This window comes from Mycobacterium colombiense (genome assembly GCF_001953985.1).
GTDB classification, from domain to species: domain Bacteria; phylum Actinomycetota; class Actinomycetes; order Mycobacteriales; family Mycobacteriaceae; genus Mycobacterium; species Mycobacterium colombiense_B.
Window position 1 is genome coordinate 51,554 of record NZ_MBEI01000028.1, and the last position, 14,875, is coordinate 66,428.

Here is a 14,875-nt window from a genome sequence, read left to right on the forward strand (position 1 = left end):
GCGGTATCGTCACGGCCATGGCGCAGAGGGGATCCGGGCGGTCTTTTGCGGGAAAGCGGTGCCTTGTCACCGGTGCGGCGAGCGGCATCGGCCGCGCCACGGCATTGCGGCTAGCGGCGCAGGGCGCCGAGCTCTACCTGACCGACCGCGACCGCGACGGTCTCGAACAGACCGTGGCCGACGCGCGCGCCCTGGGCGCGCAGGTCCCCGAGCATCGCGCGCTGGACATCGCCGACTACGACCAGGTGGCCGCCTTCGCCGCCGACATCCACGCCGCACATCCGAGCATGGACCTCGTCCTCAACATCGCCGGCGTATCGGCGTGGGGCACCGTCGACCGGCTGACCCATCAGCAGTGGAGCAAGATGGTCGCCATCAACTTGATGGGTCCGATCCACGTCATCGAGACCTTCGTCCCGCCGATGGTGGCGGCCAAGCGCGGCGGGCATCTGGTCAACGTGTCCTCGGCGGCGGGGCTGGTGGCCCTGCCGTGGCATGCCGCCTACAGCGCCAGCAAGTACGGATTGCGCGGCCTGTCGGAGGTGCTGCGCTTCGACCTGGCCCGCCACCGCATCGGCGTATCCGTGGTGGTGCCGGGCGCGGTGAACACCCCGCTGGTCGGCACCGTGGAGATCGCCGGCGTGGACCGGGAAGACCCCAACGTCGCGCGATGGGTCCGGCGGTTCGCCGGCCATGCCGTGTCGCCGGAAAAGGCCGCCGACAAGATCCTGGCCGGAGTGGCCAAGAACCGGTACCTGATCTACACCTCGGCCGACATCCGGGCGCTGTACGCCTTCAAAAGGCTTGCGTGGTGGCCCTATAGCGTGGCCATGCGCCAGGTGAACGTCATCTTCACCCGCGCGCTGCGGCCCAGCCCGGCGCCGCTAGCCCGGCATGACCAACTCAAGGCGCACGCCGAGCAGGCGGACCGGCCGGTCGAGCTCGAATAGGTCGAGAACGCGAAGGGCCGCGGCCACGATGACGTCGCGATCGGTGCTGGGCGCATCGAGCTTGCGAATTTTGGTGCGCGTGTAGAAGGTCGCCGTTCGCACGGTAACGGCCACCCTGGCGACGACTCGGCCCTCCGCCAGCACATCGGTCAGCGCCCGCTCGGCCAAATCCGTTACAGCAGCGTCCATTTCGGATCTATCGGTGAGATCGCGCGGAAAGGTGACCATGTGGCTGCGCGAGCGCGGCACCCAGGGCTCCGCGCTGACCTGGCTGTCACCGCCGCCCTTGGCCAACAGCAGCAGCCACAGCCCGGTGCGCGGGCCGAACGTGGCCGTCAGCAGCTCCGCGTCGCAGTGGGCCAGCTGCCATACCGTCGTAATCTCAAGATCGGCAAGTTTTTTGGCCGTCTTGGGGCCCACGCTCCAGAGCGCGTCCACTGGGCGGTCGGCCATCAGCGGCATCCAGTTCGCGTCGGTGAGCACGAAAATGCCGCCCGGTTTGGCGAAGCCGGTGGCGACCTTGGCGCGCTGCTTGTTGTCGCTGATGCCGACCGAGCAGGACAGCCCGGTTTCCGAGGAGATGACGCTGCGGATCTGCTGCGCGACCTCGACCGGGTCCTGCGCCCTCACCGCGACATAGGCCTCGTCCCAGCCCCAGACTTCGACCGGATGCCCCACGTCGCGCAGCACCCCCATCACCTGATCGGACGCCTCGTCGTAGGCGGCCGGGTCCGAGGGAAGGAAGGTCGCCTCGGGGCAGCGGCGGGCGGCGGCCCGCAGCGGCATGCCCGCACGCACGCCGAACTCGCGGGCCTCGTAGGAGGCGCAGGTGACGACCTTGCGCGGTTCGTTCGGATCGCCGCTGCCCCCGACAATGACCGGCAGACCGGCCAATTCGGGGTGCCGGCGCAACTCGACCGACGCCAGGAACTGGTCGAGGTCCACGTGCAGGACCCAATCCGGTGCCGCCGCGGGCGCGGCGTTCATCGCCCGCAGAGCTTGCGCGCCAGGCTTTCCCACGCGTCGCCCAGCGTCGCCAGCGTGTGACCGCCCTCGGCCAGTTGGTGCTCGACGTAGTCCACGTCCAGCAGCGCGAGCAACGCGTCGGTCTGGGCGTCGAGGTCGCCGGTCGAGCCCGCGGCCTTGAGCAGCACGCGCACGTGCGTGCGCAGCACCGTGGCCGGCGCGTTGTGCCGGTTCTGCGGGTCGCGGTTGGCCGCGGACAGCAGTTCGCAATGGTCGTGAGCGAAACGGATCCGTTCCCGCCCGAACGCGACCAGCCGGTCGGTCGGCGGCGCGCCGGGGCCCAGCGGTGGCGGACCGAACAGGAACGCCTGCTGAACGGCGTGTTCGTCCTCGTCCAGCAGCACCATCATCAGCCCGGCCCGGCTGCCGAAGCGGCGAAACAGCGTGCCTTTGCCGACCCCGGCCGCGGCGGCGATGTCGTCGGTGGTGACGGCGTCGGCGCCGCGCTCGGCGACCAGGTTTCGGGCAGCCTGGAGGAGCAGGGCGCGGTTGCGCGCCGCGTCGCCCCGCTCGTGGTGCACCACCTGGGGGGCGAGCACGCGCAACTCACCCGACCGCTCGCTCACTCCTGCACTTTAGCGCTGCCGGAATAAAGCGGACTATAGTCCGTTTTAGCCGTGCGAGGATGTACACAACGACCGAAGGGAACTCCGACAGTGGCAACCAAAATCTTGGCGTTAGTGGGAAGCCTGCGGGCGGCGTCGATCAACCGCCAGATCGCCGAGTTGGCGGGGGCGGTCGCCGCCGACGACGTGTCCGTCACGATCTTCGAAGGGCTCGGCGAGCTGCCGTTCTATAACGAGGAGATCGACGACGCGATGAACACCGACGCGCCGCCGCTGGCCCCGGTGGCCGCGCTGCGCGCCGCGGCGGCCGACGCCGACGCCGCCCTGGTGGTGACTCCCGAATACAACGGCAGCTACCCGGCCGTCATCAAGAACGCGATCGACTGGCTGTCGCGGCCGTTCGGCGACAGCGCGCTGAAGGGCAAGCCGCTGGCGGTCATCGGGGGATCCTTCGGCCGGTACGGCGGGGTATGGGCGCACGACGACACCCGCAAGTCCTTCGGCATTGCCGGCGCGCGGGTCGTGGACGCGATCAAATTGTCGGTGCCGTTCAAGACCCTGGAGGGCAAGGCGCCCGCGGACCACGCCGAGCTGTCCGCGAACGTGCGTGATGTGGTGGGCAAGCTGGCCGCCGAAGTCGGCTGATTGGCAGAAGTCGACAAGCCGCTCGCCGGGCGACCAGCGCGGTTGGCACAACCCAATAGCAGAAGCCGCCAGGCCCGCCTGGCGGCTTTGCTAGCTGCGGGCGGTCCCGTCGCCGTCGGCGGTGATGTCGGTGGTCGCTGCTATACCCATACATAGAGGCGCCCACGCCTCGGCGTGTGATCTGCGACACGCCGAGCGAGCGGTCAGATTTTTTCGCGACAGGGCTCACGACCAGGGAATTTCAAAATTGTTATTCAGAACATCTTGTATCTCGACATCTTGTCAGCCACTAGGTGTAGTGTTTCGAGCACCGGCAGATCCCAGGACCACCAAGCAAGCCAGACTCGGTGAACCCCCCGAAATCGGCATTCACAGGTCGCTCGACCTTGACCGCCGCAAGACGGGAATCAGGGGGCCTGACGGATCGCTGAACATAGCAAAGACGCAGTCCCAAAGTAGTTGCCAGTCCGTTGGGTCCCCTCTTCCGCAAAGGAGCGGCATTCTATGAGCATCACCGTGTACACCAAGCCGGCATGTGTGCAGTGCAGCGCCACCTACAAGGCGCTGGACAAGCAGGGCATCGCCTACGAGAAGGTCGACATCTCGCTGGACGCCGAGGCGCGTGACTACGTGATGGCCCTGGGCTACCTGCAGGCTCCCGTGGTGGTGGCGGGCAACGACCACTGGTCCGGTTTCCGGCCCGACCGCATCAAGGCGCTCTCCACGGCGGAACTCAGCGCGTAAGGCAAGACGTTAGGTAAGGAGGTTGCGGTGCAGTCGCGCAACCTGGTCTATTTCTCTTCGGTGTCGGAGAACACCCACCGCTTCGTCGAGAAGCTGGGGATCCCCGCCACGCGGATCCCACTGCATGGCCGCATCGAGGTAGACCAGCCCTACGTCCTCGTCCTGCCCACCTACGGCGGAGGCCGGGCCACGCCCGACCTCAACGCCGGCGGTTACGTCCCCAAGCAGGTCATTGCCTTCTTGAACAATGAGCACAACCGGTCGTTGATCCGCGGCGTCATCGCCGCGGGCAACAACAACTTCGGCGCGGAATTCGCCTACGCGGGCAACGTGATCTCGCGCAAGTGCGGCGTTCCGTACCTCTACCGCTTCGAACTAATGGGAACCCAGGACGACGTGGACGCCGTCCGCGCGGGCTTAGCCAATTTTTGGAAGGAACAGACGTGTCACCAACCGTCGCTGCAGAGCCTGTAACCACCGGAGCCCACGCGTTGCCGGGGGAGACGGATTACCACGCGCTCAACGCGATGCTGAATCTGTACGACGCGGACGGCAAGATTCAGTTCGACAAGGACCGCGAGGCGGCACATCAGTACTTCCTGCAGCACGTCAACCAGAACACGGTGTTCTTCCACAATCAGGACGAGAAGCTCGACTACCTGATCAAGGAGAACTATTACGAGCGTGAGGTTCTCGACCAGTACAGCCGCAACTTCGTCAAGACGCTGCTGGATCGCGCCTACGCCAAGAAGTTCCGGTTCCCGACGTTCCTGGGCGCGTTCAAGTACTACACCTCCTACACGCTGAAGACGTTCGACGGGAAGCGTTACCTGGAGCGCTTCGAGGACCGCGTCGTGATGGTCGCGCTGACGCTGGCCGCCGGTGACACCGTCCTGGCCGAGAAGCTCGTCGACGAGATCATCGACGGCCGGTTCCAGCCGGCCACCCCGACCTTCCTGAACTCCGGCAAGAAGCAGCGCGGCGAACCGGTGAGCTGCTTTCTGCTGCGCATCGAGGACAACATGGAGTCAATCGGGCGATCGATCAACTCCGCGCTGCAGCTGTCCAAGCGGGGCGGGGGAGTCGCGCTGCTGCTGAGCAACATTCGCGAACACGGCGCCCCGATCAAGAACATCGAGAACCAGAGCTCCGGCGTCATCCCGATCATGAAGCTGCTCGAGGACTCGTTCTCCTACGCCAACCAGCTCGGGGCCCGGCAGGGCGCGGGCGCGGTGTACCTGCACGCACATCACCCGGACATCTACCGGTTCCTGGACACCAAGCGCGAGAACGCCGACGAGAAGATCCGCATCAAGACGCTGAGCCTGGGCGTGGTGATTCCCGACATCACCTTCGAGCTCGCCAAGAAGAACGAGGACATGTACCTGTTCTCGCCGTACGACGTCGAGCGGGTCTACGGCCTGCCGTTCGCCGACATCTCGGTCACGGAGAAGTACTACGAGATGGTCGACGACGCCCGCATCCGCAAGACGAAGATCAAGGCGCGCGAGTTCTTCCAGACGCTGGCCGAGCTGCAGTTCGAATCCGGTTACCCCTACATCATGTTCGAGGACACCGTGAACCGGGCCAACCCGATCGACGGCAAGATCACCCACTCGAATCTGTGCTCGGAGATCCTGCAGGTGTCCACGCCGTCGGTGTTCAACGATGACTTGTCGTATGCCAAAGTGGGCAAGGACATTTCGTGCAACCTGGGCTCACTGAACATCGCCAAGACGATGGACTCGCCCGACTTCGCGCAGACGATCGAGGTCGCGATCCGCGCGCTGACGGCGGTCAGCGATCAGACGCACATCTGGTCGGTGCCCTCAATCGAGCAGGGCAACAACGAGTCCCACGCGATCGGGCTCGGCCAGATGAATCTGCATGGCTACCTGGCCCGCGAGCGCATCCTCTACGGGTCCGAAGAGGGCGTCGACTTCACCAACATGTACTTCTACACCGTGCTCTACCACGCGCTGCGCGCGTCGAATCGCATTGCGATCGAACGGGGAACCAAGTTCGGCGGCTTCGAGAAGTCGAAGTACGCCTCGGGTGAATTCTTCGACAAGTACACCGAGCAGGCGTGGGAGCCGGCCACCCCGCGGGTGCGGGAGATCTTCGCCGAGGCAGGCATCCGCATTCCGACGCAGGAAGATTGGCAGCGGCTCAAGGAGTCGGTACAGCAGCACGGCATCTACAACCAGAACCTGCAGGCCGTCCCGCCGACGGGGTCGATCAGCTACATCAACCACTCGACCAGCTCGATCCACCCGGTGGCGAGCAAGATCGAGATCCGCAAGGAAGGCAAGATCGGCCGCGTCTACTACCCGGCGCCGTATCTGACCAACGACAACCTGGAGTACTACCAGGACGCCTACGAAATCGGTTACGAGAAGATCATCGACACCTACGCCGCGGCCACCCAGCACGTGGACCAGGGGTTGTCGCTGACGCTGTTCTTCAAGGACACCGCCACCACCCGCGAGGTGAACAAGGCGCAGATCTACGCCTGGCGCAAGGGAATCAAGACGCTGTACTACATCCGCCTTCGCCAGATGGCTTTGGAAGGAACAGAGGTCGAGGGCTGCGTCTCGTGCATGCTTTAGTAGTCGTCGTCAGGCCGTCGTCTGATCGGAGCAGGTCAGCAACTAGTGCGGACCTGGATGTCGAGGGCGTCTGATGACATCGGCTGGGGCCCGCTTCTCTAACACCGTACTGGCCAATTATGGGGGTCAGAAGTCATTTCATCGCATAGCTGGTGCTGGGCCAGTGACAAGGCATGTTGGTGTGGGTCATCCGCTTTTCGCGGGTCTTCAACTTGGTGAACGCCGCTCGTGCAACATGGCTTCACTCTTCTTGGATTTGACGAATTTCACTGCACGTACCTTCTGGGATGATCCCGAAGAGGTAACGCTGTTAGCGCACAGTGTGTTGTGCGCATTCGCCCAGGTTGTGACTGAGCTCGGCGGCCACGTGCTCGGGTTGCGCGGAGATGGCTTGTTCGCTGGTTTCGGACCTGTCGCAAACCCGGAGGTGAGCGTGGCCATCGCATCGATTGCGGGCGCGACAGCAATCGATGCCATTCAGAACGACTTGAATCCGAAACTGAAATTTCGTGGCATTGAGCCGATCCAAGCGCGGGGCGGCGCGGACTTTGGAGAAACCTTCTTTGTACGCAGCGGTAGTTTCGAAGCCAGCGAAGTCAATGTTATTGGTTTTGCGCCAAATTTTGCGGCCAAGTGCGAGAAGGCCGCTGCCTCTTGGGAGTTCGTGGTCGGCGAAAGGTTTGCCTCGTACATCGTCGACGAGACGCTTCTGGAGACGCACCCGGGTTCACCCAAGAAATACCAGCGAGATTATGAGACCAAAACGTACGGTTTCTCGAAGTACCGTTGGGCAAAGTCGCTCAAGTGGGTCGATTCGACGATCGATGAGCTTCGTGGCCTACCGCTAGAGGAATTGGTGATCTAACCATGACAATCAAAGAGATGCTCAGGCATCACGGATACAACTGCTCACGTGTGGTGTTGCCAAGTGGCAGACTCGAATTCCAGACGAGCAAGGCTACAACTGCCTGCGTTGGACTTCCCCTGACAACGCATACCTTCCATGGTGGCGACGAACCAGTCGAGACTGCCGACAATGCCCCCTGGTGGCTTGCAAAGGGTGCCCTGGACCGTGATCGTGCCGAGATGAAGGACTACTTTCCCTCATTTGTGGAAATTGGGGGGGACGCCGAGTTGGCGCCGGCGTGGGTCGGCCTCATCGAGACACGCATCGGCCACTTTCGGATCGCGGTGATCCATAGGTTTGACCATAGCTTGCCTAAAGTTGTTCCTATCGAACCTAAAAATCGCGTGAAGCGGATAGGGCGCCGCTTGATTGACGCGCCCCATTTATATACGAATGGCAATCTATGCGTGGCGGCACAAGAAGATTGGGATTGTGATCGAGACTCAATCGCCACCGTCGTAGCTTGGGCCGCCCACTGGCACGCGTTCTACGTGGAGTGGTTATTCACCGGGAATTGGCCGTCTGAGGGATACATTGCCGAAGCTGCCTAAGTCATGGCTGCCGGATGCAGACGAATCGTCGAACTTGGTGCAGACTTCCGCAGAGGCACTCCTAGATGCCAGGTTCGCCATACAGGAGTCTGGAAACTGGATTAAGAACGCCGACACGAAGAGCACCATCATCGCGGCGGCTGCTGGTGTGGTAGCAGCCGCAACGGCCTCAAAGGCCGACGTTGTTTACAGAGCTTTTTCGAGCGGGAAGCTGGGCTGCAGTGCCATGCTCCTGTTAATGCTAATAATCGGTTATGTCGCAACGCTTTTGGTGACCGCCAGTTATTTGTACCGAGCCTTGTCCCCCAGAACCGATCTTCTGCCAGATGTAAATCGGTTCGCATGGCCAAGTGTGATTTCGGGCGGGCCGGCAGTCCCAGAGCTCTCCTGGGCCAAGGTCATCCAAGAAGCGTGGGCGCAGAACTACATGCTCGCTTGCATTGCGCGGGATAAATACAGAGCGTTTAAAAACGCTCTTCGGTGGTTTGGTCTGAGCCTTGCTGCTGCAGTCATATTGATTTCCGTTGCCACTTGGGCCGATGCGGGAGCGCGTCAGCACATAAGTTCGCCATCTGTAATTCCAGCCAAACCCCACGCTCCTCGCGCAGAATAAGTAGTCTGCCCAGGTCAGAAGCCGCGACGAGGTAAAGTGCTTGACGTGGTGAGAATTCCCCGACCCCACCCCAGCGTCAAGCCTGGGGCCAAGGTCGATGCGCGCAGCGAACGCTGGCGCGAACACCGCAAGAAAGTGCGCAGCGAAATCGTCGACGCGGCCTTCCGCGCCATCGACCGCCTCGGGCCCGAGCTGTCCGTGCGGGAGATCGCCGAGGAGGCCGGCACCGCCAAACCCAAGATCTACCGGCATTTTCACGACAAGTCCGACCTGTTTCAGGCGATCGGGGAGCGGCTGCGCGACATGCTGTGGGCGGCGATCTTCGCGTCCATCGACCTGAAAACCGACTCGGCCCGCGAGGTGATCCGGCGCAGCGTCGAGGAGTACGTGGTCCTGGTCGACAAGCACCCCAACGTGCTGCGCGTGTTCATCCAGGGCCGCTCGGCCGCCAGCCCTCAGATCCTGGACGAGGGACGTGGCATCACGCTGGCCGTGGCCGACATGTTCGACAACGAGCTGCGCGAGATGGATCTCGACCATGCGGCGGTCGAGCTGGCCGGGCACGCGGCCTTCGGCTGTGCCGCGTCGGCCACCGAGTGGTGGCTGGGTCCCGAGCCGGAAAGCCCGCGCCTGATGTCGCGTGAGCAGTTCGTTGCGCACCTGACGACCATCATGATGGGAGTAATCGTCGGCACCGCCGAGGCGCTGGGCATCACGATGGACCCTGACCTGCCCATTCACGACATGGTGACCGTTAAGCCGGCCGCGGGCTGAGCGAGCCGCGGCGTTGACAATCGCCGCGGCCATCGATAACACTCGTCCAAACCGATACCCTGGGTACTGGGTATCTGCGTCAGCCGGGGGCAGCAGCCGAAGACGCCAGCTAACGCCGACCCGAAACAGGCCTGGATAGAAGGACCGATCGACCGTGACCGACGTCGTGACACAAACCGAGACACTGTCGGGGGCCAGCGCCCACAAACCGGTGCACACGCGCGCCGTCATCATCGGGACCGGGTTTTCCGGCCTGGGCATGGCGATCGCGCTGCAGAAGCAGGGCATCGGCTTCGTCATCCTGGAGAAGGCCGCCGACATCGGCGGGACCTGGCGAGACAACAGCTACCCGGGGTGCGCCTGCGACATCCCGTCGCACCTGTACTCGTTCTCGTTCGAGCCCAAGCCCGACTGGAAGAACCCGTTCTCCTATCAGCCCGAGATCTGGGACTACCTCAAAGGGGTCACCGAGAAGTACGGGCTGCGCCGCTACGTCGAGTTCAACTCGCTGGTGGATCGTGCGCACTGGGACGATGACGAGAACCGCTGGCACGTGTTCACCGCCGACGGGCGCGAGTACGTCGCGCAATTCCTGATCTCGGGTGCCGGCGCGCTGCACATCCCGTCCTTGCCCGACATCGAGGGCCGCGACGAATTCCGTGGCGCCGCTTTCCATTCCGCGGAGTGGGACCACAGCGTCGACCTGACCGGCAAGCGAGTGGCGGTGATCGGGACCGGAGCGAGCGCGATCCAGATCGTGCCGGAGATCATCGACCAGGTTGCCGAACTTCAGCTCTACCAGCGCACCCCGCCGTGGGTGGTGCCGCGTTCGAACCCCGAGATCCCGCCGGCGGTGCGCCGGGCCATGGAGAACGTGCCCGGCCTGCGTGCGCTGGTCCGCCTCGTCATCTATTGGGGGCAGGAGGCGCTGGCCATCGGCATGACCAAGCGGCCGAAATTGTTGAAGTTCATCGAGGTCTACAGCAAGTACAACATTCGCCGGTCGGTCAAGGACCGGGAGCTGCGTCGCAAGCTGACCCCGCACTACAGCATCGGATGCAAGCGAATCCTGAACTCCACCACGTATTACCCCGCGGTCGCCAACCCGAAGACCGAACTGGTCACCGACCACATCGCGCGGATCACCGCCGACGGCATCGTCACCGCCGACGGAACGCACCGGCAGGCCGACGTGATCGTGTACGCCACCGGTTTCCACGTCACCGACTCCTACACCTACGTCCAGATCAAGGGGCTGCACGGCGAGGACCTGGTGGACCGGTGGAACCGGGAGGGCATCGGCGCGCACCGCGGGATCACCATCGCCGACGTGCCCAACCTGTTCTTCCTGCTGGGGCCCAACACCGGGCTGGGGCACAACTCCGTGGTGTTCATGATCGAATCGCAGATCCGTTATGTCGCAGACGCGATCGCGACCTGTGACAAGCTGGGTGCCCAGGCGCTGGCGCCGACGCGCGCCGCCCAGGACAAGTTCAACGACGAGTTGCAGCGCAGGCTGGGCCCGTCGGTGTGGAACAGCGGCGGCTGCAGCAGCTGGTATCTGGACGAGCACGGCAAGAACACCGTGCTCTGGGGCGGCTACACCTGGGAGTACTGGCGTGCGACCCGTTCGGTCAAGCCCGACGAATACCAGTTCTATGGTGTGAACATGGGCAGCCGCGCGACGGCCTAGCCGAGCGAAGTTGTTGCGGTGCTACGGTTTTCGCTCGACTGGCGGCACCACGGGCGTGGACACGCTCATCTCGGTGTTGTCAAAAGTCGGATGAATGCCTGCGCGGCCGCGTCCACGCCGGACTCGTCATTGGTCGCAACGAGATCCAGCAGCAGGCCACGGGTGACCGCCAGTCCCAGCCGGGCGAGCGCGGGGTCCATCGGACTCTCGGCGACCGCCTCGACCTCGGCGAGCCAGCTCTCGACGGCGCCGGGAATCATTCGGGCAAAAGGCTTTTCGCCCACAGCCGCGCGGGCATAGCACTCGAAGAACAGTCGCTCGGATTCGCGCAGCTCGGGTCGACGCAGGTCCTCCCACATCGCCGCAAAGCCCTCGGCCGGGTCGGTCGGCAAGTCGGGCAGCAGTCCCATCTGGCGTCGCTCGACCTCCTCGACGATCGCCACGAGCAGATCTTCGCGAGAACCGAAGTGGTGCAACAGCATCCGGTGGCTGGTACCGACCGCGGCGGCCACCTCGCGCAGCGACCGGTCGCCGATGCCGCCGGCGGCGAACTCGGCTACCAGCGCATCGAGGAGCTGCCGGCGCCGCTCGTTGTCAGGAGTGCGCGCCATCGGCGCGGCTGAGCTGCTCTGATCGAGCCTTGAGGCCCTGGGCCTCGAGTTGCAGGAAGCGCTTGGTCTTCTTGGCCATCAGCCGCCCGACGAGGGCGCCCAGCGCGCCGCGCTGGTCGAGTTGCTGGCGGACCAGCGTGCGGCCGCCGGGCTGGGCGATGACCTCGTGCCGGGCGGTGACCCGCGCCCCGGGCGAGCTCTGCACCCAGGTCCATGACCTACCCGGGGCGATCTCGGTGACCTTCCAGACCAGCTTCGACATGCCGGGCTGCTTGATCGCGAACCGCCTGCCGGCTGCAAGGGTCGAACCATCAAGGCCGACAAGGGAAGTGACCGACGCGGTCCACTCGGGCCAGTGCTCGACGTCGGTGAAGACCTCCCAGACGAGTTGGGGCGGTGCGTCGATCTCGACGCCGTCTTCGGTAAACATGTACCAAATGGTACATCATCAACGCGCAATACTGGAGGTTGGATCGAATCCGGTGGCGGCCGGACACGTCGGCGACACGTAAACACAAGTTGTTGTGTTGCCGTTGCTTGTCGCACCCCAGGGGTAGTGTTTGGAGCCTGGGATTCATCCGGCAAAACGGTGTGTGAAGTGGGGTTCTGGTGAGCGAAAACATGAAGCTGATCGACCGCGTTTCGGCGATCAACTGGAACCGGCTGCAAGACGAAAAGGACGCCGAGGTCTGGGACCGGTTGACCGGCAACTTCTGGCTGCCCGAGAAGGTGCCGGTATCCAACGACCTGCCGTCGTGGGGCACTCTGACCGCCCACGAGAAGCAGATGACCATGCGGGTCTTCACCGGCCTGACGCTGCTGGACACCATCCAGGGCACCGTCGGCGCGGTCAGCCTGATTCCCGACGCGCTGACGCCGCACGAAGAGGCCGTCTACACCAACATCGCCTTCATGGAGTCGGTGCACGCGCGCAGCTACAGCAACATCTTCTCCACGCTGTGCTCGACCGCCGAGATCGACGACGCCTTCCGCTGGTCGGAGGAGAACCCCAACCTGCAGCGCAAGGCCGAGATCGTCATGCAGTACTACAAGGGCGACGAGCCGCTTAAGCGCAAGGTCGCCTCCACGCTGCTGGAGAGCTTCCTGTTCTACTCCGGCTTCTACCTGCCGATGTATTGGTCGAGCCGCGCGAAGCTGACCAACACCGCCGACATGATCCGGCTGATCATCCGCGACGAGGCCGTGCACGGCTACTACATCGGCTACAAATACCAGCGCGGCCTGGCGCTGGTCGACGACGCGCGCAAGCAGGAGCTCAAGGACTACACCTACGAGCTGCTCTTCGAGCTCTACGACAACGAGGTGGAGTACACCCAGGACCTGTACGACGAGGTCGGGCTGACCGAAGACGTCAAGAAGTTCCTGCGCTACAACGCCAACAAGGCGCTGATGAACCTCGGCTACGAGGCGCTGTTCCCGCGCGACGAGACCGACGTGAACCCGGCCATCCTGTCCGCGCTGTCGCCCAACGCCGACGAGAACCACGACTTCTTCTCCGGCTCGGGCTCGTCCTACGTGATCGGCAAGGCCGTCGTCACCGAGGACGAGGACTGGGACTTCTAGCGGCGCGTCTATAGCCTTCATAGAGCGGATGCACGTCTGAGGGGCTCACCGGGCTGCTTTATAAACGGCGCCTAAGTTTTTACAAATCCACTTTGTAACTAGACGTGCAAGCCATTACGCTGCCATCGACGCATCGGGACACGTCACCAAATATCAGGGTCGCGAACGGGGAGGTTTGGAAAGTATGTTGTTCCGTGCAACTCGCGACACCGCAAACGTGGCCACCACCGTCTCATGACCGCCGCGTTGCTGACTCAGCATCTGTACGAGTTTGCCGTCGAATTGCGCCGGTTGGCCTATACCATGCCTGGCGGGCATGAAGACCCACTCATCCACCTCAGTGAGCGGATGATCCACTGCGCCAAGGCACAAAGCGCGGAAGGCGTTAACTAGCTCAGCCGATCAATGTTGCCTATTTGGAGCAGCACGATCGACCGGCAAACGCGCAACGTCTTTCCCGCAAGCCCCTTTCTCAGGATGGTGTATGCCATCCAATTATTGACTCGACCGCCAATAAATCCGAGGCGGAAATGCATTCGGGTTATTGGCGCTGCAATGGTGAGCAGTCAGCAGATCCGCCGTCGATTTCTCGTCGCTTCTTGTCGAAGCGGTTGAAAACCGCGCCTTTTGCCGCGGCTGAGTGCTCGTTTTCCCGTTAACGCCGCATCAACGGCCGGGAGCGGGCGCTGGCGTGTTCGGCATCGAAGGCATGCCCGGCATCGGCGACATGCCCGGCTTGTTTTCCATTGGCATCTTCATGCCTTTCATCATCGAGGCGCAGCAATCCATCGACTGGGTTGCCGGCGGGCCGGCTTTCGTCATGTGGTTGCAGCCGCTCGGCTGCCAGAAGACGAGGTAGATGCCAGCGACGATGATGAAGATGCCGACCGCGATGCCCGTGAGGGCGAGAGCTGGATTAAGCCAGCGAGTCCACGTCGGGGTGGTCGGGATTCTTGAGCTGGTGGAAGCGGCGTCGGTCATCACTGCTTACCTTTCATGCGGGGTGACTCGATTATCCGCCAGCGGCACCTCACCTAGATCGGCGAGGCCATCGTCGCCGCGGACGAGGACTGGGACTCCTAAGCGGTTCGTGAACGACGCATGAATTGTCGGTATGGCGCGACCGCCCGCTGGCGCGGCTGATACGGCTGCCCTGACACTGTTGGGGTGACGAACACCGCCGCCTCTGCCACCACCAACTTCTGCCGTTCAGTGCTGCGCTGGCTGCGCGCCGGCTACCCCGAGGGCGTCCCCGGCCCCGACCGCGTGCCGCTGCTGGCGCTGCTGCGCAGCACGCCGCTGACCGAAGAGCAGATCGCCGAGGTGGTGCGCAACATCACCGCGGACGGATCCCCGGCGATCGCCGATGGCGTGATCGACCGCGACGACATCGCCCATTTCATCTCCGACATGACGCACTACGACGCCGGGCCGGAGAACGTCATCCGGGTGGCCGCCACCCTTGCCGCAGTCGGATGGCCGCTGGCCGGGATCGACGTCAGCGAGGTCATCCCCGGCGACGAGTGGGGAGAGGCCGCGGAGATCGCCGCGCGCAGCGCGGTATCCAAGAGCGCTCCGGGCGCAGCGCTGTAAAGCGTTGGC

Annotated in this window: 17 protein-coding genes; 12 read left to right on the forward strand and 5 right to left on the reverse strand. The window is 63.7% G+C overall.

Going from position 1 to position 14,875, the window contains the following annotated elements:
- Positions 1 to 17 precede the first annotated feature (17 nt).
- Complete coding sequence (locus A5732_RS05090) at positions 18 to 950, forward strand: SDR family oxidoreductase (RefSeq protein ID WP_076101145.1); 933 nt, start codon at positions 18 to 20, stop codon at positions 948 to 950.
- On the opposite strand, the gene A5732_RS05095 is transcribed toward A5732_RS05090, so the two are convergent.
- Positions 885 to 1,937: a DNA polymerase IV gene (locus tag A5732_RS05095; RefSeq protein WP_076051475.1), complete on the reverse strand. Its 1,053-nt coding sequence runs from the start codon at positions 1,935 to 1,937 to the stop codon at positions 885 to 887. The two genes, A5732_RS05090 and A5732_RS05095, sit on opposite strands and share 66 nt — an antisense overlap.
- Positions 1,934 to 2,542 (reverse strand): TetR/AcrR family transcriptional regulator, encoded by a 609-nt coding sequence (locus A5732_RS05100; protein ID WP_076051474.1) that lies wholly within the window; start codon positions 2,540 to 2,542, stop codon positions 1,934 to 1,936. Before A5732_RS05100 ends, A5732_RS05095 begins: the two co-directional genes overlap by 4 nt.
- Positions 2,543 to 2,632: 90 nt before the next feature.
- On the opposite strand from A5732_RS05100, the gene A5732_RS05105 reads away from it, so the two are divergent.
- From A5732_RS05105 to A5732_RS05140, 8 genes are all read left to right on the forward strand, one after another.
- Positions 2,633 to 3,187, forward strand: a complete 555-nt coding sequence (locus A5732_RS05105) for an NAD(P)H-dependent oxidoreductase (protein WP_076051473.1) — start codon at positions 2,633 to 2,635, stop codon at positions 3,185 to 3,187.
- Positions 3,188 to 3,691: 504 nt separating this feature from the next.
- Complete coding sequence (locus A5732_RS05115) at positions 3,692 to 3,931, forward strand: redoxin NrdH (RefSeq protein ID WP_064952259.1); 240 nt, start codon at positions 3,692 to 3,694, stop codon at positions 3,929 to 3,931.
- 27 nt (positions 3,932 to 3,958) lie between these two features.
- Positions 3,959 to 4,405 carry a class Ib ribonucleoside-diphosphate reductase assembly flavoprotein NrdI gene (gene nrdI, locus A5732_RS05120; protein WP_064952260.1) on the forward strand — a complete coding sequence of 149 codons (447 nt, stop codon included), beginning with the start codon at positions 3,959 to 3,961 and terminating at the stop codon, positions 4,403 to 4,405.
- Positions 4,375 to 6,540, forward strand: coding sequence for a class 1b ribonucleoside-diphosphate reductase subunit alpha (gene nrdE / locus A5732_RS05125; protein WP_076101148.1), 2,166 nt, complete (start codon positions 4,375 to 4,377; stop codon positions 6,538 to 6,540). The genes nrdI and nrdE overlap by 31 nt, the downstream gene beginning before the upstream one ends.
- Before the next feature lie 181 nt (positions 6,541 to 6,721).
- Entirely contained in the window at positions 6,722 to 7,405 is a 684-nt protein-coding gene (locus A5732_RS26895) for an adenylate/guanylate cyclase domain-containing protein (RefSeq protein WP_142256560.1), read from the forward strand.
- A gap of 2 nt (positions 7,406 to 7,407) precedes the next feature.
- Positions 7,408 to 7,998, forward strand: a complete 591-nt coding sequence (locus tag A5732_RS26900; protein WP_076051469.1) for a hypothetical protein — start codon at positions 7,408 to 7,410, stop codon at positions 7,996 to 7,998.
- A gap of 658 nt (positions 7,999 to 8,656) precedes the next feature.
- On the forward strand, positions 8,657 to 9,385 hold the full coding sequence (locus tag A5732_RS05135; RefSeq protein ID WP_076101257.1) for a TetR/AcrR family transcriptional regulator: 729 nt from the start codon (positions 8,657 to 8,659) through the stop codon (positions 9,383 to 9,385).
- Between the two features lie 154 nt (positions 9,386 to 9,539).
- Entirely contained in the window at positions 9,540 to 11,078 is a 1,539-nt protein-coding gene (locus A5732_RS05140; RefSeq protein WP_076101153.1) for a flavin-containing monooxygenase, read from the forward strand.
- A 65-nt stretch (positions 11,079 to 11,143) separates the two neighbouring features.
- On the opposite strand, the gene A5732_RS05145 is transcribed toward A5732_RS05140, so the two are convergent.
- Positions 11,144 to 11,689, reverse strand: a complete 546-nt coding sequence (locus A5732_RS05145; RefSeq protein WP_076101156.1) for a TetR/AcrR family transcriptional regulator — start codon at positions 11,687 to 11,689, stop codon at positions 11,144 to 11,146.
- On the reverse strand, positions 11,673 to 12,119 hold the full coding sequence (locus A5732_RS05150) for an SRPBCC family protein (RefSeq protein WP_076051467.1): 447 nt from the start codon (positions 12,117 to 12,119) through the stop codon (positions 11,673 to 11,675). Before A5732_RS05150 ends, A5732_RS05145 begins: the two co-directional genes overlap by 17 nt.
- A 179-nt stretch (positions 12,120 to 12,298) precedes the next feature.
- Between A5732_RS05150 and nrdF the strand changes: the two genes are divergently transcribed.
- Both nrdF and A5732_RS27265 read left to right on the forward strand, forming a co-directional pair.
- On the forward strand, positions 12,299 to 13,273 hold the full coding sequence (gene nrdF, locus A5732_RS05155) for a class 1b ribonucleoside-diphosphate reductase subunit beta (protein ID WP_170879956.1): 975 nt from the start codon (positions 12,299 to 12,301) through the stop codon (positions 13,271 to 13,273).
- Positions 13,274 to 13,507: 234 nt separating this feature from the next.
- Positions 13,508 to 13,666 (forward strand): hypothetical protein, encoded by a 159-nt coding sequence (locus A5732_RS27265; RefSeq protein ID WP_170879955.1) that lies wholly within the window; start codon positions 13,508 to 13,510, stop codon positions 13,664 to 13,666.
- Between the two features lie 273 nt (positions 13,667 to 13,939).
- Here A5732_RS27265 and A5732_RS27270 read toward each other — a convergent pair whose 3' ends face one another.
- A complete protein-coding gene (locus A5732_RS27270; RefSeq protein ID WP_171974963.1) occupies positions 13,940 to 14,254 on the reverse strand; it encodes a hypothetical protein in 315 nt (104 codons plus the stop codon).
- Positions 14,255 to 14,440: 186 nt separating this feature from the next.
- Here A5732_RS27270 and A5732_RS05160 point away from each other — a divergent pair, with 186 nt between their 5' ends.
- Positions 14,441 to 14,866 carry a DUF3349 domain-containing protein gene (locus tag A5732_RS05160; RefSeq protein WP_076101158.1) on the forward strand — a complete coding sequence of 142 codons (426 nt, stop codon included), beginning with the start codon at positions 14,441 to 14,443 and terminating at the stop codon, positions 14,864 to 14,866.
- Positions 14,867 to 14,875 lie beyond the last annotated feature (9 nt).

What these genes read in the sequence shown, in the direction of transcription:
- A5732_RS05090 (WP_076101145.1), top strand. Translation starts at nt 18, where the DNA reads ATGGCGCAGAGGGGATCCGGGCGGTCTTTTGCGGGAAAGCGGTGCCTT.
- A5732_RS05095 (WP_076051475.1), bottom strand. Translation starts at nt 1,937, where the DNA reads ATGAACGCCGCGCCCGCGGCGGCACCGGATTGGGTCCTGCACGTGGAC.
- A5732_RS05115 (WP_064952259.1), top strand. Translation starts at nt 3,692, where the DNA reads ATGAGCATCACCGTGTACACCAAGCCGGCATGTGTGCAGTGCAGCGCC.
- A5732_RS26900 (WP_076051469.1), top strand. Translation starts at nt 7,408, where the DNA reads ATGACAATCAAAGAGATGCTCAGGCATCACGGATACAACTGCTCACGT.
- A5732_RS05145 (WP_076101156.1), bottom strand. Translation starts at nt 11,689, where the DNA reads ATGGCGCGCACTCCTGACAACGAGCGGCGCCGGCAGCTCCTCGATGCG.
- A5732_RS05150 (WP_076051467.1), bottom strand. Translation starts at nt 12,119, where the DNA reads ATGTTTACCGAAGACGGCGTCGAGATCGACGCACCGCCCCAACTCGTC.
- A5732_RS27265 (WP_170879955.1), top strand. Translation starts at nt 13,508, where the DNA reads ATGACCGCCGCGTTGCTGACTCAGCATCTGTACGAGTTTGCCGTCGAA.
- A5732_RS27270 (WP_171974963.1), bottom strand. Translation starts at nt 14,254, where the DNA reads ATGACCGACGCCGCTTCCACCAGCTCAAGAATCCCGACCACCCCGACG.